This window comes from Legionella gresilensis (genome assembly GCF_900639865.1).
Taxonomy (GTDB): Bacteria; Pseudomonadota; Gammaproteobacteria; order Legionellales; family Legionellaceae; genus Legionella_C; species Legionella_C gresilensis.
In genome coordinates, this window is the sequence record NZ_CAAAHX010000004.1 from 1 (window position 1) to 18,610 (window position 18,610).

The window sequence follows — 18,610 nt, forward strand, 5'->3', positions numbered from 1 at the left end:
AACTTCTTTTAGAAAAGTGAAACGAAATATACTGCTTGGGAATAATCAACTTTTAGACGCCAGGGTAATAATAAGATAAATTTTATAAAGGGAAATATAGTTTTTTGTTTAAATTACAGTCTTATTGACTATTTTTAACTCAATATGTTATTATAATTACCATTCTATTAGTTGGAAGTTGTATGTTACCCAAGTTTACTTCAGCAAAAGCGCTTTCAGACTGGATGGACGATAAAGACTGCCCTCTTATTGACTGCTATCAAGGTAAGGTTACTGATTACTCGCAATTACAATTTTTAAGTGATCTAAAACAACTACCAGAAGCTATTTTAGATAAAGCATTAGATAGCGGTCGATTTACGTGGAGCGCCATTAGCTTTACTCGCTGTCTTAAGGGATTAAAAAAGCTTCCAGCCACAGTGGAAGTGCAAGCAGTGCTTATCGCCCTAACCAGTAAAATAAATGCTTCCACTGTTGAGTTAGATGGGCAAAATATTGGCAATTCCTTGTATGGCTTACAAAATATGGATGCTAAAAGTGACGCCGTGCAAGCGCTGCTTTTTGCTTTAACCAATAAAGTCAGGGCCTCCCATGCTAAATTAAATAGTCAAGAACTTGGCAATGCCTTGTATGGTTTACAAAATATGGATGCTAAAAGTGACGCCGTGCAAGCGCTGCTTTTTGCTCTAACCCATAAAGTAACTGCCTCCAATGCTAAATTAAATAGCCAAGAACTTGGTAATGCCTTGTATGGCTTACAAAATATGGATGCTAAAAGTGACGCCGTGCAAGCGCTGCTTTTTGCCCTAGCCCATAAAGTCAATACCTCCTATGCCGAGTTAAATGGGCAAACTATTGGCAATGCCTTGTATGGCTTACAAAATATGGATGCTAAAAGGGATGCCGTGCTTGCACTACTTTTTGCCCTAGCCCATAAAGTCCAGGCCTCCCATGCCGAATTAAGTGGCCAACATATTGGCAATGCCTTGTATGGCTTACAAAATATGGATGCTAAAAGTGACGCCGTGCAAGCGCTGCTTTTTGCTCTAACCCATAAAGTAACTGCCTCCAATGCTAAATTAAATAGCCAAGAACTTGGTAATGCCTTGTATGGCTTACAAAACATGGGCGATTTTAAAGAGCTTCCCAGACTTTTAGAGCAGCTTTTTACCAAACGGCCAGCAGATTTTGCGTATGAAAATCAACCTTTAGGATGGTCAATGACCGTCTCTAGTTACCTTAAACTTGCCAAGAACACAACTAATGAAGCAGCGCTAGAGATTATTTGTCGCCACTTAAAAGCACTTTTTCCTACTTGTAATCAAGGCCAACCTAATCAAGTTATTAAAGAAGTAGAAACGCTATTTGTTAATAAACTTAAGCTAAAGCATCTGAATCATGGTATTGTCGATTTACATAGCTTAGATTATTTGTCTGCCTCCTTACTACTTAATGAAGGCTTTAAGGATACCACCACTGTAAACAAAATTATCTTTGGTGCAGGAAATCATAGTGCAATGGCACACAAGAATGCTATGAAAACTGTCGTTGAAACATATTGTAGTAACTATGGCCTGGCTACTAAACACTGGGAGAAGGGCTGTGTACAACTAGCAAATTCAACCACCTCAGTAAGCTCGCCTCCACCACCACCGTTTTTCTTATTAGAAAAGAAAGCGGATGAAACTAAGAAAATGGGATGGAATCCTAAGGCTCAGGTTTTTATACCTAAAAATGAGATCAAACACTAGTCTAAAAATATACTTAACATATTAAGCGCTATTAAATTAATAATAGATTAGATAGAGCCTCTGAAAACGACCGTTTTCGAGACTACAGTAGAAATTTGCGTAGATTCAAAATAGTACCTTAGCTATCTTTTAAGATTTATAAAAATCAATCCTTTTAAGATAATTTAGGATAATAGTAGGCCTCATGAAACATAAATATATAAAAGGAATATGTAGTTTATGTGAAATTCTTTAGGCAGTTGACAAATAAAACAATTGACGCCATCTAATAGCTTGGCCATAAGCTGAATTTTTATCAGTATTAGTAACTTTAAATTGCTGCTTATAGGATTCTTCAAAAATGGAATAGGTTCTATTGAGCGCAGCTGGTTAGGCCAGCAGGTGATGGAAGTTGAGTAAATCATAAAGACTATTCATTCTCCAAACGAGCAAAATTATTATTAACTAACCTACTAGATAATATTTCGGCTCTGTTGCAAAAACGACATTTGTTTATAATTTAAATTGATTAAATAATAGAATCAAAAAATGCGTTCAATTAAAGCAGTGGCATTCAAATGGCGTCACTTTCATGGCGAATTAATCCTGCAATTTGTACGCTGGTACTGTAAGTACGGTATAAGTTATCGAGATTTAGAGGAAATGATACCGGAGCGCGGTCTTGGATTAGATCACACGACTGCTTATCGCTGGGTCCAACATTATGCCATTTCGAAAAATAATTACCTTCAACCAATAATCTAGATTTTTAAAAGCTAAAAAATCAAAAATAACTATTTCTTCATAATTTTCTTTAATCTTATAGTTTGTATATAATAAAAAACTAAGACTTTAGTGCTAATGCCGATAAAACCCCTTTAACCTTATTCGTAAATATTATGAAAGTTTCCTTTTTTAGTACGCAGCTATATGAACGCTCCATTTTTGATGAAATAAATCAGCTACACCTCCATGAAATTAGTTATTTTGATTTTCATTTGAATTCAGAAAGCATTGGAGCTGTTGCACCAACGGAGGTGGTCTGTTGCTTCGTAAATGATTCCATTACTTCTAAAGTAATCGATGGACTTTATGAGCGAGGTGTTCAACTAATTGCCTTGCGTTCTGCAGGATATAATCATATTGATTATACTTATGCCCAGGAGAAAGGAATTAGTGTATGCCGAGTTCCCTCTTACTCACCACAAGCCATTGCAGAACATACCGTGGCGTTAATTTTATGCCTTAATAGAAAAATTCATCATGCCCATAATAGAGTACGGGAAGGTGATTTTTCTCTCAATGGACTAATGGGATTTAACTTATCCAAAAAAACAGTCGGTATTATTGGTGCAGGAAAGATAGGAACTGCATTAGCCAAAATTCTTAATGGTTTTGGCTGCAAAATTCTTGCATTCGATCCACAACAAAATGAAGAGTGCATAAAGCTTGACGTCAACTATGTGAGTTTAGATAAGTTATTAGAGAATTCGGATATAGTCAGCTTACACTGTCCCTTAAATGACAATACATTTCATATAATCGATGCTCAAGCCTTAAAAAAAATGAAACAAGGGGCAATGCTTATTAATACCGGCCGAGGCAAACTGGTGGATACAAAAGCAGTTATTGTGGCCCTAAAAAGCAAAAAGTTAGGTTATCTTGGAATTGATGTCTATGAAGAAGAGGAATCCTTGTTTTTTGAAAATCATTCCTACGAAATCATTAATGATGATGTATTTTGTAGGCTGCAAACCTTTCCAAACGTGCTCATTACAGGTCATCAAGGTTTTTTTACACAAGAGGCAATACAGAGTATTACTTCAACAACATTGGAAAATATAAGTAATTTTGAAAAAAAATCAGGTCCAATTTACTGGGTCACCACATCAACACATAAGTCTGAAATCTGTGAATAGTATAGCTAACAATATTAACCATTTAATCAGTGAGTCTAATTTATATCTTAATGAGACTCAATCTATTCTAAGTAAAATTCTACAAATGACAGTTGATAATGATAAGGAAGACTCTTCTGATGGAAATAAAATTCTAAACATTCAATTAACGCTGCAGTATCGTTTAAGCTGTGAAGACGCTTTGAGTATTTTGTTAAGGCTAGATCATAATTTACTTTATTCTCTTGGAATCCAAGCTCAGCAGTCAGCTGAAATGAATACGGATCGATTAGCCTATGCTGTAGGAAATGAAGATTTAAAACAAATCTTAAATATTTTAGCTATATTAACGGGCTCTCTTTCTAAAATCGTTGCTCGTTACAAAAATAGTCATTCCTCTTTTATATTAAAAGACAAAAACTCTCAAAAGCCTTACTTTGTAACGAAAGAGTTGTCCAAGCTTCTTTCTAAACAAAAGCAATTTCTAGAAGTACTTCACAAGTTAGATCCAGAAATCGAACAACTTCTAAAACTACAGGCTGGAGAACCTCTTTTTGATTACATTGCTGCATTAAGAGGACCCATTTCACGCTTTCACCAAGCCATCATTCATGGTCTTGGCCGGGCAAAGCAACTTTATCGCCAAGTCAATACAGCGCCTTTAATAGATTATCAACTGAATGCTTTGCTAAAAGAAACTTCAAAAATACTTCATTCAATACCAAGTACTTATAACCCACATCTTAATTACCCTATCAAACAGTTTGATCATCCAATGACTACTGAGCAGTTAGAACAGCGCGCTGCTATAAAACGATTACGGCCTTTTTTTGGATAAGAAGTTAAAATTTAACTTATATATTACCCTATATTTAACTGGTATAACTCAAATAAATAAAATTCTTTTCAGTATAAGTGTCAAAAAACGACCCGGCCTGTTGCAAAAGGTGGTTTACATTTAAGCAGTATTAGACCATTGATAAAAAATAAAAAAACTATCCGTTTAATATTGATAGCAATCGCTGCCATATAAGCTTACATCTGCACGTTATTAATGCCTCGATATCTAGCCTTCGCCAGACAATGATAGTTTTTCAACTCATTCATGACACTTTCAATTTTTGAGAGTCTTTCTACTAGTTTCTGTTTGAATAAGGTTGTCTGCATAGCCAATGTTACTTGTTAAAATAAATCAAAATGGGTATGGCACGCAATTTTGACAATGTGTTACCCGAGAATGGTAGGGCGTGTAATCATTTTTTAATAATTTACCTGGTTTAAGTTCGTGATTAGTTTGTGCATCATAATAGAAGCCTGGTGTGACTGTTCGTTGTGAGGCGCCGCTACGGGTACTAAATATAGGTGGTAATACCCCTTGATTTGAGTGTTGCAATAATATGTCCTGAACCGTGAGCACGATCAGCGATGGCTTCTTTAATATCTTGGTTTAAAATTGATTTAATCGCATTGAGCTGCTCAAGGTACGGTTGTAAGTCATGTACGGCACCTGTGGTTATTTTAATGTCTAAAATAATGCGACTTTGACTTGTTATGCAGACATGCGCCTTATATTTTAAGGTGCGAGGCGCGCCTTTTTTTAAGGCTAAACTTGCATCAGGATCGGTTTTACTTTGATGGGTTTTATTAGAGATGGTTCGTTTTACAAGCTTGACACCGCGCTCGCCCTGGCTTATATCTTCACGATCGAATTTAGGTGCCAGTGAATTCAGCGAAGCATTCGCTTGAAACAATGATCCAAAAGAAACTTACAAACAAATGCGCAATAAGGACAGAATTGAAGCTTTTAAATACTTATTGCAAAATAAAGATAAGTATCCCTCCGAAGAGGCATATCTTTTTAATTTTTTTCAAGCACTGATTAAGTTAACGTCTAAAGGACTGCTTTCAGAAGTGATAAAAGATATTTATAAAGATAAATTACTCTTTAAAACATTTATAGAATCACTATTAGATGAAAAAAATAGAGAAAATTTGTAAAGCGCTTATTGATAATCGTATATTTTCAGGGAACCTAGTTGATTACATTAATAAACATATAAAAATACCAATTCTAAAACATTATTTTAAAACGTTAGATCTTAGTGCGCAAGAACAATTAATACAAGATCGACTTGAGTTGCTAAAATATGCAAATCAATCGCTTCAAAGGAAATTTATAGATAAAAGCACTGAATTCCTAAAATATGCAGATCCATCACTCCAACAAGAACTGATAGGTAATAACAATTTAATAATTCACTATGCTTCTGAAGAGGTACAGAAACAAGTATTAAATATTAACGGAGGTTTAGAAGCAAAAAAAAAACTAGTAGTAATTTATACTTGGCTAAAAGTGCTAGCAAAAAGGAAGACATAATCAATAAAAAACTTCTTAATCTATTAGCCTTATCTTTTGTAAAGAATAACGATTTAACTAAAAAAAGAGACGCTTTAGTGGAGCTATGTTTAGCGTGTGCGGAGCGTAGGTTTTGCCCTTTTGGAAATAATAAATATTCTTTTGATACTCAATCTATGAACTGGCTAATTAAACGAATGGGAGATGATCTTGAGTTGCTAAAAAGTTTAGATATAAAAAACCCAGAAGAGCTAACAGAGATACGCCAGGATATTATACTAGGAAAGAATGCCGAAATAGCTTGTAATAATGCTAAATTTAAAGAAAGTTATCAAAAACAAAATCAGCTAGAAGAGAATATAGACTCAACAAATCAAGTATATACAACTCGAGCTTATAAAACCACTTAAAATTTAAACTTTTAAAATAAAAAACTAAAGATTTATTAGTTTAAAATTTGACTTATAGCTATTAGACTTCTTCAGAAAGTATTATCTGAAAATCTGCTATGTTCGAAAAGGTGAGCCTTTAATGAAAAAATTATTTTACAAGGCTTACCCTTATCTACTTTAAATACATAAGCAATAGGCGACTAGGTGATGAATTTCTCTCCTGCATAAACTTTTTGTATTAATTTTGTACTAATTTAGTATTATTTTAACAATCAAATGTTACAATATACCTGGTTCAATACTTTAGGGGCAACAATGAAAGCGCATCACGAGAAATTAATTCAATTAGTCGAAACGGTCATTCATGCTCGATTTCCACTTATAGAACCTGAACCCAACTCGAAATGGTATGTCGGAAAACAACCACCACTTTTTGGAGATCTTGGGGGAAATCCTCTTAGAAGAAATTAAAAATGATTTAAATAAAAGTAATACTGAATCTCTCTTTAAATTTTTTAAAAACTTTGACAATTTAATGCAAAATTTAACAAGGACTCTATTCGGAGATCTTTATAGAAAAATGGCACAATATAAACAGTATTACAACAACGCTAATGATCCCTCTTTAAAAACTCCCGCTGATTTATGGAAAGAATTTGACAAAGTTCAGAAAGATTTAAAGGAAGCGCATCGGGAATTAAAGGACATGTTATTGCAACCGGCCCTGACATTTGCAGCTGTAACACATCCAGAATACGCAGCCGATCCAAAAAACCTACACCCAGCTCAAGAAATTTTTGAGGGATATGTAAATGTAGACTGTTTAAAACATATTATGGGATATGCAGGCTTTTACCATCATAAACTTCATAAACCATCCTCAGCCCCACAATTTACCCCCCTCTCTGATGAAGAGGGAGAAGCTACCCATTCAGCTGTTAAACCTAGGTAATTGTAAATTAGAAATTATGCACTATTTACCCACACAATAAAATGTGGGTAATTTTTCTCGACAATTTAAGTATATATTCCACTGGCATTTAAAATTTTTTAATTGATAAACGTGAGTATGTAATGAGTATGTAATAAGTGCATTGGTATGCAAACATGAGACGATCTTCTACCGCGACTCAGAAGAAATGATTGGTCTATATAGTTGTGCACCACAATTTTGTAAGTTTAATCTTGTTCTATAGCAGAGCTCAATTTAACGATGAAGTTTATACCTGATGTCCTATATTAAAAAATTAATTCACGTTTTATTATTATAGAATACCCTAAGGCAGATAATTCTAGAGCGCTTGTGGCAAAGATAGGGATTTGTAGAATTATCAGGTTGGCAGTTATTGTCAGATAGTTAAAATTGAAGATAAATATTCTATTACCAAATTGATATTTTTATTATTTACAGTAATAACACAAGTACTTCAGGATAGTCTAGTAACCATCTTTCGAATCAATATTGTTACTACATAATAAATAATGTAGTGTAGTAACAATATGCTTATTCAAAGAATAGATACATATAATATTAATTAAGAATAAATGGATTATATTATTAACAGTTAATCTAGTGGCTTATAGTATTACTCATGCATCACTGCAATTTAATCAACTACCTAAACAAATTGATGCTTTTTTACAGGAAAGTAAGCCACTTACAGCGAATGAATTAAATAATTTAGTGACTAATAATACTATTGTAGGTCATACCTGTAAGAGTCACTCTCTATATGAGTTGTTTTTTACAAAAGATAGCAAACTTATTTTTCGTAAAGCACGCGATAATAAACAAGTTTATGTTGGACGTTGGTGGACTAAGGGTAATCATATTTTCTCGCAATGGAAAAGTTATTCTAAAATTTCTTTTATTTAATGCTAAGGACCGACTTCAGTTGATGTTTACAGATAAATATTGCAATTTTTTGATACCAACATCATCAAGCTATTCTTAGCTTAATTAAATGTAGTTTTAGCTGTATTATTGAAAAGAAAATCTTTAGTACCAAAAGCACTTATTTGATTCTTATCAAAATTCAAGATGGTTAGTAAGAAAAAATGTTAACTTTTGAAAGAGGTCCTAAAATTATAAGGTCTTGATGTATATTGAGGACCTCTTTAATAACAGCAAGGGCTCCTAAAGGAAAGTCCCTTTTATTTTTGCTAAGAGGCCCTCTTTTAGTTAAAAAGGTCTTCAAAGAATCATTTTAGAAGATGAATTTTTTTACTTTTGTATTATATCTTTTTAGAAATTTAATTTGTTAATTATCTATAATTAGCTAATGCTTCTACCACCATCAACATTTAATATTTGTCCGGTAATAAAAGGATTATTAATTAAAGAGACAACAGCTTGGGCAATAAAGCGGGGATCGCCATGTCGCTTTAATAAGGTATTAGAAATAATATGTTCTTGTACTTTAAGGTTTAAAGCATTTTCCTTTTCAGGCCAAACAATTGCGCCAGGCGCAACAGCATTAACGCGAACATGGGGAGCAAATTCTTTTGCTAACACTTTAGTTTGCATAGCGAGGGCCGCTTTAGTCTGACAATAAACCGCATAGTCACGTAACGGTTTGTCAGCATGAATATCGGTAATATTAATAATTGCACCTTGCTGTAGAGATAAATGAGGAAATGCTACAAGACTTAAGAGAAATGGAGCTTGCACATTAACAGTAAAAAGAGTTTGCCAATCATCTAAATTAACCTCATTAACATTGGTTTTTTTAAAGACGGAAGCGTTATTAACAAGCATATTTAATTTACTTCCCCATTGTAATACCTGCTTAATCAAATCCTTACATTCATGAGGTTGGTTTAAATCAGCTTGAAAAACATGAGCACTTTCCGGCCTTATCTTATTTAAAAAATTGGCTAACAGTTGGGCCTCATTCAATGAATGTTGACAATGAATAGCAACGTTAAAGCCTACTTGATGCAATTGCTGAGCAATAGCCGCTCCTATACGTCGAGCAGCACCTGTCACTAATGCAACCTCATTAACTTGTTTGTTATCATAAATCAAGGTATGTTTCCTCGTTTTAACTAAGCAGATTAACAATGAATTCATTAAGCTTATTGTATAAGTATTTACAACAGCACCAAGAAATTCCATTTGTTGAATTTATGCAACTTGCTTTATATCATCCTGAGACTGGATATTACAGCGCTGGCTTGCCTAAATTTGGTATTGAAGGTGATTTTATTACAGCACCTGAATTAACGCCCTTATTTGCCCAGACACTTGCTAATCAATGCAGGCAAATTATTCCTTTATTACCTAATCCTATTATTTTTGAATTTGGGGCCGGTTCAGGTCGCTTATGTGTCGATATATTAAAACGCTTGGAACAATTAAACTGTCTACCTTCAGCCTATTACATTTTAGAAGTGAGTGGCTTTCTACAAGCCGAGCAAAGTAATTTAATTAAACAAGAGATTAGTCATTTAGCTCATTTAGTAACGTGGTTTACTCAATGGCCAACCGAGCCATTTAACGGTATTGTTATAGCTAATGAAGTATTAGATGCCATGCCTGTGCATCGTTTTTTACAAACTGAAGAGAACCTCTTAGAAAGTTTTATTACTGTAAATGAAAAAGATGAGTTAGTTGAGATTTTTAAACCGACTGCAAATTTACGTCTGCAAGATTACTTAAAAAGTGCCTTGCCGAAACTGCCTCTGCCCTATCAGTCAGAGGTTAATTTATTTGTTGAAGGCTGGTTAAGGCAACTAGCTAATATACTTAATCAAGGTGCTATTATTTTGATTGACTATGGTTACCCCAGGCATGAATATTATCATCCTGATCGGAGCCAAGGAACATTGATGTGTCACTATAAACATCAAGCTCATACTAACTTTTTAGCGCATATAGGTGAACAAGATATAACGGCTCATATTGACTTTACTCATGTTGCAGAAGCAGCTTGTGCGGCTGATCTACATGTCGCTGGTTATACAAATCAAGCTGCTTTTTTACTTGCTAATGATTTGTTAGGCTTATTAGCTGAAATAGAGGATAAACGGGCACGTATTAACGCAACTCAAGCTGTAAAAAAATTGACATTACCTAGCGAAATGGGTGAGTTATTCAAAGTAATGGCATTGACTAAAAATTTGGATGTGTTTTTAACTGGGTTTCAACTACAAGATAAAAGAGCAAGCTTATAAATGACTAAATACCTAACTACCGTTGAATTACAAAAAGAATCAATGAAATTTTCCGCAGGCCATACAACTATTTTCTCTGCTACTGAACGAGAACCATTGCATGGTCACATGTATGGTGTTTATCTTGCATTAACAACCTGGGTTGAAGAAAATGGCATGACGTTTGATTATCGCTATTATAAAGATCGGATACACAAATTATGTCGCTTTCTTAATCAAACGTTTCTAATGCCTACCTATTCGCCTTTTCTAACCATGAGTGAAGATGAGGAATATTATTATTTTATGTTTAATAAAAAGAAAATTCCTTTTTTAAAAGAAGATGTTACTTTATTACCTTTAACCAATATTACTGTTGAAGAATTATCTAGATGGTTTGTTAATGAACTTATCAAAGATGATGAAGAGTTAATTAAACATCGAATAGAAAAGGTTGTTGTAAAAGTTTTTTCGGCTCCTGGGCAATCGGCAAGCCACGAGTGGGTAAAGCAATCTAATTAACGTGAGTTCGCCATAAAAGAGACCTAGGCTCTTTTATGGCGCTAAACGAACGTTATCCCATAAAATGCGAAGCATTTGTACGGGATCTAGATTAAACATAAACAAATTCGACATAAAATATAGCAAATATATTTTATGTCGAATTCACATTAATTAATAATGTTTAAAGGAAATATTTGTGATTACTATTTGTCATGTATGTATACCTCATACTAATCATGATTATTTCGATTATGTCGCCGCATCTAACGTTTCTCCTGCAATTGGCACACGTATCTGGGTGCCTTTTCGCAAACAGGAGCGTTTAGGTATTGTGGTTGGTAAAGCCACAATGTCTAAATTAGATAGGCCCCTTAAACCAATTCATACCATTATTGATGAACGACCTATTTTAAGCGCTGAAATACTTGCTTTATGCCAATGGATTAGTACCTATTACCAAGCCCCTTTATCTGAAGTATTACCCTTAGCAATACCTAAAAAACTGCGTCAGGTCTGCACTGTTAAAGCGCCTCTTATAGAATCTTACATACTTACCAAAACAACAGATGAAGCTTATAGTCTGTTAGGAAAAAATGCGCTTAAACAACGTGCCTTAGTTGATTTTTTAGCTAAGCAAAAAAAAACTATAACGAAAAAGGAATTAGTTCAAGCTGGTTTTACTAAAGCGCAATTAGATAAACTTAGCCAACTAAATATTATTCACCAAGAGCAAGTATTTGATTTACCTAATTTACCCTGTTTAAAAACTGAGCCTCTAACGCTTAATGCTGAGCAGGCCATGGCTGTGTCGGCAATTAAACAACATTTAGAAAGCTATCATTGTTTTCTTTTGCAAGGTATAACAGGTAGCGGCAAGACTGAAGTGTATCTGCAGGTTATCGCTGAAGTCCTCGCTCGTAGGCAGCAAGTTCTAATTCTAGTACCAGAAATTGGTTTAACACCACAATTATTGAAGCGTTTTAGTGCTCGCTTTGATAAACAAATTGTTACCTTACATTCCAATCTTAATGAAAGCGAACGATATGCATCTTGGTATGCTGCAATGCATAATATTGCTCATTTAGTTATTGGTACGCGCGCTGCAATTTTTACGCCCATGCCTAAATTGGGATTAATTATTATTGATGAAGAGCATGATCCTTCTTTAAAACAGATGGATAATGTCCGTTATTCAGCCCGTGATACAGCACTTATGCGAGCGTATCAAGCCAATATTCCTATTATTTTAGGCTCAGCAACACCAAGCTTAGAAAGCTTGCATAATTGCCGTCAGAAAAAATACTCTCTTTTACAGCTAAACCATAAAGCATTAACTTCACAGCCACTTAATTATCAATTAATTGATTTACGTTCAGCAAGTATCCATCATGGCTTAGCTGAAAGATCAGTACAAATCATTGCTCATCATTTGAATCAAGGAAGTCAGGTTTTAGTTTTTATTAATCGACGTGGCTTTGCGCCTATTTTACTTTGCCATGCATGCGGTTTTATGATTGATTGTCGAGCGTGTGATAGTCATTTGACCTTACATCGGCACAGCCACCGTTTAATTTGTCACCATTGTGGTTTAAGTCAAGCAATTCCGACCATGTGTAAGCAATGTGAAAATCCCGAGTTAATTCCAATTGGAACTGGTACTCAGCGACTTTATGATTACTTAGCAACTGTTTTTCCAGACACTAAAATTTTAAGGATCGATAGAGACGAGATACGCAAAAAAAATGAATTTGAGCATCGACTTGAGCTTATTAAGAATGAACAAGCGCAATTATTAGTTGGCACGCAAATGTTAGCGAAAGGACATCACTTTCCCAAACTCACGCTTGTGGTAGTCGTAGATGCTGACTTTGGATTTTATAATCAAGATTTTCGGGCTATTGAGCAATTAGGCCAATTATTAACGCAAGTTTCAGGCCGCGCCGGGCGTGCCGAAAACCCAGGGCAAGTTCTTATTCAAACTCATATACCTCACCATCCTTTATTAAACATACTGATTCAAAAGGGCTATGCCGAATTTGCAAAAATGTTACTCACTAGTCGCAAGCAGGCTGCTTTACCACCTTATCATTATTTAGCTGTTATTCGAGCTCAACATAAGCAAAATGAACGTATTGAACACTTTTTAAAGTCAATTAAAAATTACTTAAGTGAGCAATCTTTGCAAATCTTAGGGCCGGCACCGTCGCCACTGGCGCGTAAAGCAAATGTATTTCGTATGCAACTTCTCATAAAATCTTCCTCACGCAAACATCTACACTTATCATTGACGGCTATGCGAGAGTGGATAAAAATAACTAAACAATCACAAGATATACGTTGGAACATTGACGTTGATCCTATGGATTTATCATGACTAATTCAAAAATTGCAGTTTATCAAAAAAATTTTGCTATTGCTTGGGGAGATATGGATGCGCTTGGCCATGTTAACAACGCCCGTTATTTTGATTATTTCCAAGAAGCTCGCATTGAATGGCTCGCTAGCTTAAATTTTAACTTAGAAGAGCCTACTGGCCCTGTTGTTATTCATGTTGCTTGTACTTTTCTTAAACCAGTTATTTACCCAGCAACTTTAACGCTTAATAGTAGTATCCACAGCCTTGGGCATTCAAGTTTTATCATCGATCACGATTTATTTCAGGAAGGCACTCTAATGGCACAAGGCATAAGTAAAATTGTTTGGGTTGATTATAAACTCAATAAATCCGTTGCTGTACCTGATAATATTCGTCAATTATTTACCTAAATAGATTTAAATACTTGATTTAAATAGATAAACAAGGTTAACTACTACATAGATTGATTATTGATACCTTAATCATGTTGTATTTGATCAATTCTAAACTAAACCACAATGAGGAAATATTATGAATAAAGATATTTTTGAAGGTAACTGGGAAGAATTAAAAGGTAAAATGAAACAAGCTTGGGGTAAATTAACTGATGATGATTTCCGTGAGCTAGAAGGTAACCAACAAGAAATTTTTGGCAAACTACAAAAACATTATGGCTACACTCGTGATGAAGCTGAAAAAGCAGTTAGAGATTTCACGGGTAGACACTAATTTATTAAATTATGCTAGTCAAATTTAGGCTAGCATAATTTATATCATTTTGCATGCTAGCATTAATTTAACTAGCCTAAATAACCTAAAGCCTTCTTATATAGAAAAAGAGCGTCGGCTATGTTCTATTGCCGCATTGCCGTTTTCATTCGAAATATTCTCATCAGCGCCAGCTTCAATTAGCTTATCAATGATTGTATCGTCGGATGGCTCTTTATTTTCTGTCAAATAGTGTAAGGCTGTGTTTCCATGTTCATCTTGAACATTTATTAACTGAGGAATAACTTCTTTTAAAGTATCTTCTTCTAACAGAGTTAAGATGATTTCTTTATTGTAACGCGCTGCTAAATGCAAAATTGTGGAGTTATTAGCTGTTTTTTGCCGAGCCAGTGTAGGATTGGTTATAAATTCTTTCACTATACGATTAGCCCTTTGTATAATAGCTAAGTGGAGAATATTTTGCTTACCGTGACTAAAAATTTCAGCTAATTTTAAATCGGGTCTTTTTGTTAAAATCTCCATTATTAAGTCAGGGTCATCTAAAACAACTAAGTCTAAAATCAAAGTCCTCTGATTTTTATTATTTATTAAATTTAATAAACTTATATCAGTTTTTGGTAACAAGTATAAAAAAATATCTCGATTAGAATTTGTTTGATCAGAAATAGGATTTCTTGCAGCTAGGTTAATAGGTAAGCTATTAGATGTATTAATGCAGTTTGGATTGGCTTTATAAGTTACTAAGCACTCTACAGTTTTAAAATGAAAATGTGCTGCTGCAAAGTGAAGTGCTGTATTTCCATGTTCATCTGCAAGATTAATATGCTCAGAATCAATTTTCAAAGCTTCAGCTAAAAATTGATCATATCCAAGAGTAGCAGCTTCCTGAAGAACCGTTTTGCTAGTTTCTTTATCAATGGCTGATAAAGAAGGATAATTATTTAATTCAATACATCGTTTAACTAAATCTTCTGTAGCGCCAAGAGATACAAATTGAAAATCACTTTTAACAAACTCTCTGCACCATAAGACAAGCACTTCTTGTTGATTTTTGTCATTACGATTACTTTTAGTAATATTTAACTTGTTTAATAAGTCGTCCCAAGAATTGACAGGCAAGTTTATAATCATCTTAATTCTCCCTAAGGTTTAATAGTTGAATATGCGCCAACTGCCTCTAATAATCCATCTTCTGGCTTTTCATAGTCTACTAACGCTGGTTGGATAACTACTTTAGCAATTAAATGTTGTAAGGACTCACAGGCCTCTATTATCTCTTCTAATTGTGGCCTTGCATCACCATTTTTATTAATCAAGCTAGTAATTAATTGAGCTAATTTTTCCCCTACTGGGGTTTTAAAAATAGGTTGTGAAAAATCTAAAGCAAGTGTTTTCTCTATATCATTATCGGTTAGTAATTGATCAACCAGTGTATCTTTATTTACTTGATTGGTAGCCAAGTTATATAATACAAGGCCAAATTGCTAGACCATAAATTGTTTGGCATTAATTAGCTCTAAACATTTTAGGCGTTGCTCGGGTGCGGAGTTACACGACGTAGTCACAATTAAATCTCTACGAACATGACCCTTTTCCATAGATACAATTGATTTTAAATCAGCTGTAATAACACTTCCGTCATCACGGATTAAAAAATTTTCAGCCTTTATATCCATATAAGCAATATCGTGTTGCGTGAAAGCCAGGGCCATGGTTGCTAACTGTCGAGTAATATCAACAATCTCAGCAGAGATAAAAGATAAATCACGCGCATCAATAGAGTCCCGATAATCCATAATACTTCCACGCGGACAATATTCTGATATGGCTAAGTTGAAACATCTATCGTGCAAAGCTTCTACTGGAGCTGTAGGATAATAATAAACATCTTTGGCAATAAATTTAGCAATCTCTTTATTCTCTTTAGCTTTCTCTAATAATAAATAATCTGTGGGTGGATCATCCGCTTTTTCTACGCGAACGACATATATTTTCCCATCTAAGTCATTTGTGGCTAACCAATTTCTATTATTATTACCGCCTAGATAATTAAGATTATAACCATTATGGGCGAAATCTTTTTGTGCTGAAAGAAGATTAACCATTATTTCTTTAAAGCGTTTTCCCTCTTCTTCAAATGGATCGATAAAAATCTTTGCTAATTCTTCGTTAATTTTATTTAGCTCATCAGGCTTTGGATTATTTTCAGATAATCTCTTTAGTGCAGCCGTTATCTGATTAAGAAGGTAATAAAATCTCCCAGGCATTTTCTTTTTCTTTGCCGGAATTCCGTTAGTTAATATATCTAATACTTCTTTTTCAAGCTGGAGAAGTCTTTCTACTAATTTTAAATTCACCTCTGAATTTTGGTATTCTGCTTTAACAGCTTCTTCTTTTGCTTTATAAACATTGCTTAAAAATGGATCTATTCGTTTATACTGTACTGAACGGTCTCGCTTGAAAAATCCTGGTTTAGTCTGTTTCTCCCAGATTCTAGGCATTGGTGGAGATGAGATAGCTTTTAAATGCGGCGCGTTTAGCTCTATTAGCTTTTCTATTTTTGCTGCTAAGGAATCTTGATCTGAGCTCGCCAGGTAAAAAAACGTCGATAATTCTCATCATCGAAAACAGGATTTTTTTTATAGTTTTCGGAAATTACGCTAACTTGACTTTCAATTTGTTTTAATAAATTTAATTCTTCACTTGGATCACACTCACTAACACTGTTGTTATTATTACCACTATTTTTATTATAATTGGTAATGAGCTCGTTTAACTTAATTAAAGAAAGTAAATGAGTATATCTAACTGGATCACTCGCAGCTAATTCTTCGAGGGGTGAGTTTAAGAAACAATCTATTTTTTTCATAAAGACCTAAACTATGCTCTTGCCTAAAGAATTAAATATTGGTCAATTCTAATCAAAATTTGATTATTTAGTGCTTTCAATAACTTAAAATAGTAAAGATTCTATAAACATAGTACGAAATAAAATGCTGATTAAGTTACAGTTACTAAATAGCAAAATAATAAATATCTTCCTTTTTAATATTAATAACCAACTTGTTAAGGCTATTAATAAGTTACATAATTAAATTTAATTAGTTAGAGTAACGATGGAATCACTCTCTATTATGTGTTAAATGAAATGTAATAGTTAATAACACAGGCACCAAGTGCTCTTATGGATAAGCTAAAAGTTATTATTAACAGTCGTTGGTTTTATAATTTTATTATTATATTAATAGTCCTTAATGCTATTGTCTTAGGTCTTGAAACTTATCCTACTTTAACTCAAAAATATGGCCCCTTACTTACCTTTCTTGATAACACTTTTACAACTTTATTCGTCATCGAACTTAGTTTAGAAATGATAGCATTAGGTAAGAAATTTTTTACTAATCCCTGGCACATGTTTGATTTAATTGTTGTCTCTGTATCTTTGATTCCTGCAGGCCAAGCTTTTACAGTATTACGGGCTGCACGTGTTTTACGAGTATTGAGGCTCGTATCTGCCTTTCCTTCGCTCCGACGTGTAATTCAAGGCTTAGTTAACGCAATACCTGGTATTACTTCTATTGCTGGCATTTTACTTATTTTATTCTATGTCTTTGGTGTCATGGCGACGAGATTATTTGGGCAAAATTTTCCTGAGTATTTTGGCAGTTTACAGGCTTCTCTTTTTAGTTTATTTCAAATTATGACAATGGAAGGATGGCCTGATATTGTTCGTAAAGTAATGGAAATTTATCCTTATGCTTGGATCTTTTTTGTTACTTATATATTGATTGCAACTTTTTCCGTACTAAATCTATTTATTGCAGTTATTGTCGACGCTATGCAAAAACAGCATGAGATAGAAGAAGCAGCAGAGCAGAAAGAATTGCAAAAAATTGAAATTCTTTTAGAGTCTATTTATCAAAAATTAGAGAATATTGAAAATAGAAGTAGTAGAAAGTAATAATAAGTTTATAGGATTTGTGGTTTTAACTATCTCAAAAATTATCTATCTTTGACAATTGCATACGATTTTTCTCTATTTAGTATAATACTAAAATAAAATGCTACTTATCTTTAGGACTTTTATATAAATCTATTATTTAAATATAGAGCCTATATTATACTTCCTTCCTAATGCACAATTTTATTAAAATAAACCCATAGTTTCTTTTTTTATAAAATAGTCGGCATTTTAGATCGTTAATAATCAGCCTTAAACTTAATATGAGAACAAGAGCATAAATAGAAAAAGAGTTGCTTGAAGCACAAGAGAAACTTAAATCCTATAAAAAGATGCTAAAAATTATAATGGTGATGGCGGCCCTGAACGTTATTTGTTTCTCAGTAAGATAACCCAATATCTTGACGCAGCTAAACAAAAAGTAAGTGATTTAAACGATGAGTTAAGCCAATATTCTAATAACTCTAGTGCAAGTTCCCCCTAACATTTCAACTTAAAAAAATAAGCTGAAAGCGAATGGCTTTCATTG

The 18,610-nt window shown here is 33.8% G+C and carries 19 protein-coding genes and 1 pseudogene; 14 read left to right on the forward strand and 6 right to left on the reverse strand.

Translation table 11 applies throughout. The annotated features are described in order from the left end of the window. Positions 1-182: 182 nt before the first annotated feature. The 4 genes and pseudogenes from E1P04_RS05305 to E1P04_RS05320 all read left to right on the forward strand — a co-directional run bounded on the left by E1P04_RS05305 (position 183) and on the right by E1P04_RS05320 (position 4,466). A complete protein-coding gene (locus E1P04_RS05305; RefSeq protein WP_131781894.1) occupies positions 183-1,751 on the forward strand; it encodes a hypothetical protein in 1,569 nt (522 codons plus the stop codon). Between the two features lie 528 nt (positions 1,752-2,279). Next, positions 2,280-2,459: pseudogene (locus tag E1P04_RS05310) on the forward strand (IS6 family transposase); the annotation flags it as partial. A 170-nt stretch (positions 2,460-2,629) separates the two neighbouring features. Next, complete coding sequence (locus E1P04_RS05315; RefSeq protein ID WP_131781895.1) at positions 2,630-3,649, forward strand: 2-hydroxyacid dehydrogenase; 1,020 nt, start codon at positions 2,630-2,632, stop codon at positions 3,647-3,649. Beyond that, a complete protein-coding gene (locus E1P04_RS05320) occupies positions 3,642-4,466 on the forward strand; it encodes a hypothetical protein (protein WP_131781896.1) in 825 nt (274 codons plus the stop codon). The genes E1P04_RS05315 and E1P04_RS05320 overlap by 8 nt, the downstream gene beginning before the upstream one ends. Before the next feature lie 514 nt (positions 4,467-4,980). Here E1P04_RS05320 and E1P04_RS05330 read toward each other — a convergent pair. Then, a complete protein-coding gene (locus E1P04_RS05330; RefSeq protein WP_131781898.1) occupies positions 4,981-5,379 on the reverse strand; it encodes a transposase in 399 nt (132 codons plus the stop codon). A gap of 221 nt (positions 5,380-5,600) precedes the next feature. Here E1P04_RS05330 and E1P04_RS05335 point away from each other — a divergent pair, with 221 nt between their 5' ends. From E1P04_RS05335 to E1P04_RS05350, 4 genes are all read left to right on the forward strand, one after another. Continuing rightward, positions 5,601-6,005 (forward strand): hypothetical protein, encoded by a 405-nt coding sequence (locus tag E1P04_RS05335; RefSeq protein WP_131781899.1) that lies wholly within the window; start codon positions 5,601-5,603, stop codon positions 6,003-6,005. Continuing rightward, entirely contained in the window at positions 5,972-6,394 is a 423-nt protein-coding gene (locus E1P04_RS05340; protein ID WP_131781900.1) for a hypothetical protein, read from the forward strand. The genes E1P04_RS05335 and E1P04_RS05340 overlap by 34 nt, the downstream gene beginning before the upstream one ends. Positions 6,395-6,785: 391 nt before the next feature. Beyond that, positions 6,786-7,328, forward strand: a complete 543-nt coding sequence (locus E1P04_RS05345; protein ID WP_131781901.1) for a hypothetical protein — start codon at positions 6,786-6,788, stop codon at positions 7,326-7,328. Between the two features lie 621 nt (positions 7,329-7,949). After that, the gene (locus tag E1P04_RS05350; protein WP_131781902.1) at positions 7,950-8,252 is read left to right on the forward strand and encodes a hypothetical protein; all 303 of its coding nucleotides are present in this window, start codon (positions 7,950-7,952) and stop codon (positions 8,250-8,252) included. A 399-nt stretch (positions 8,253-8,651) separates the two neighbouring features. On the opposite strand, the gene E1P04_RS05355 is transcribed toward E1P04_RS05350, so the two are convergent. After that, complete coding sequence (locus tag E1P04_RS05355; RefSeq protein ID WP_131781903.1) at positions 8,652-9,449, reverse strand: pteridine reductase; 798 nt, start codon at positions 9,447-9,449, stop codon at positions 8,652-8,654. Here E1P04_RS05355 and E1P04_RS05360 point away from each other — a divergent pair. The 5 genes from E1P04_RS05360 (at position 9,440) to E1P04_RS05380 (ending at position 14,120) form a co-directional block, all read left to right on the forward strand. Beyond that, positions 9,440-10,552 carry a class I SAM-dependent methyltransferase gene (locus E1P04_RS05360; protein WP_131781904.1) on the forward strand — a complete coding sequence of 371 codons (1,113 nt, stop codon included), beginning with the start codon at positions 9,440-9,442 and terminating at the stop codon, positions 10,550-10,552. The two genes, E1P04_RS05355 and E1P04_RS05360, sit on opposite strands and share 10 nt — an antisense overlap. After that, positions 10,553-11,053 carry a 6-pyruvoyl trahydropterin synthase family protein gene (locus tag E1P04_RS05365; RefSeq protein ID WP_131781905.1) on the forward strand — a complete coding sequence of 167 codons (501 nt, stop codon included), beginning with the start codon at positions 10,553-10,555 and terminating at the stop codon, positions 11,051-11,053. Positions 11,054-11,231: 178 nt separating this feature from the next. Further along, positions 11,232-13,409 (forward strand): primosomal protein N', encoded by a 2,178-nt coding sequence (locus E1P04_RS05370; protein WP_131781906.1) that lies wholly within the window; start codon positions 11,232-11,234, stop codon positions 13,407-13,409. Next, positions 13,406-13,801: an acyl-CoA thioesterase gene (locus tag E1P04_RS05375; protein ID WP_131781907.1), complete on the forward strand. Its 396-nt coding sequence runs from the start codon at positions 13,406-13,408 to the stop codon at positions 13,799-13,801. The genes E1P04_RS05370 and E1P04_RS05375 overlap by 4 nt, the downstream gene beginning before the upstream one ends. A gap of 121 nt (positions 13,802-13,922) precedes the next feature. Then, positions 13,923-14,120, forward strand: a complete 198-nt coding sequence (locus E1P04_RS05380; RefSeq protein WP_131781908.1) for a CsbD family protein — start codon at positions 13,923-13,925, stop codon at positions 14,118-14,120. 96 nt (positions 14,121-14,216) lie between these two features. On the opposite strand, the gene E1P04_RS05385 is transcribed toward E1P04_RS05380, so the two are convergent. From E1P04_RS05385 to E1P04_RS05400, 4 genes are all read right to left on the reverse strand, one after another. Beyond that, positions 14,217-15,251: an ankyrin repeat domain-containing protein gene (locus E1P04_RS05385; protein WP_131781909.1), complete on the reverse strand. Its 1,035-nt coding sequence runs from the start codon at positions 15,249-15,251 to the stop codon at positions 14,217-14,219. Between the two features lie 11 nt (positions 15,252-15,262). Next, positions 15,263-15,580: a hypothetical protein gene (locus tag E1P04_RS05390; protein WP_131781910.1), complete on the reverse strand. Its 318-nt coding sequence runs from the start codon at positions 15,578-15,580 to the stop codon at positions 15,263-15,265. A gap of 24 nt (positions 15,581-15,604) precedes the next feature. Further along, entirely contained in the window at positions 15,605-16,621 is a 1,017-nt protein-coding gene (locus E1P04_RS05395) for a protein kinase family protein (RefSeq protein ID WP_131781911.1), read from the reverse strand. A gap of 65 nt (positions 16,622-16,686) precedes the next feature. Beyond that, a complete protein-coding gene (locus E1P04_RS05400) occupies positions 16,687-16,989 on the reverse strand; it encodes a hypothetical protein (RefSeq protein WP_131781912.1) in 303 nt (100 codons plus the stop codon). 315 nt (positions 16,990-17,304) lie between these two features. Here E1P04_RS05400 and E1P04_RS05405 point away from each other — a divergent pair, with 315 nt between their 5' ends. After that, complete coding sequence (locus tag E1P04_RS05405; RefSeq protein ID WP_207385987.1) at positions 17,305-18,081, forward strand: ion transporter; 777 nt, start codon at positions 17,305-17,307, stop codon at positions 18,079-18,081. Positions 18,082-18,610: the final 529 nt, after the last annotated feature.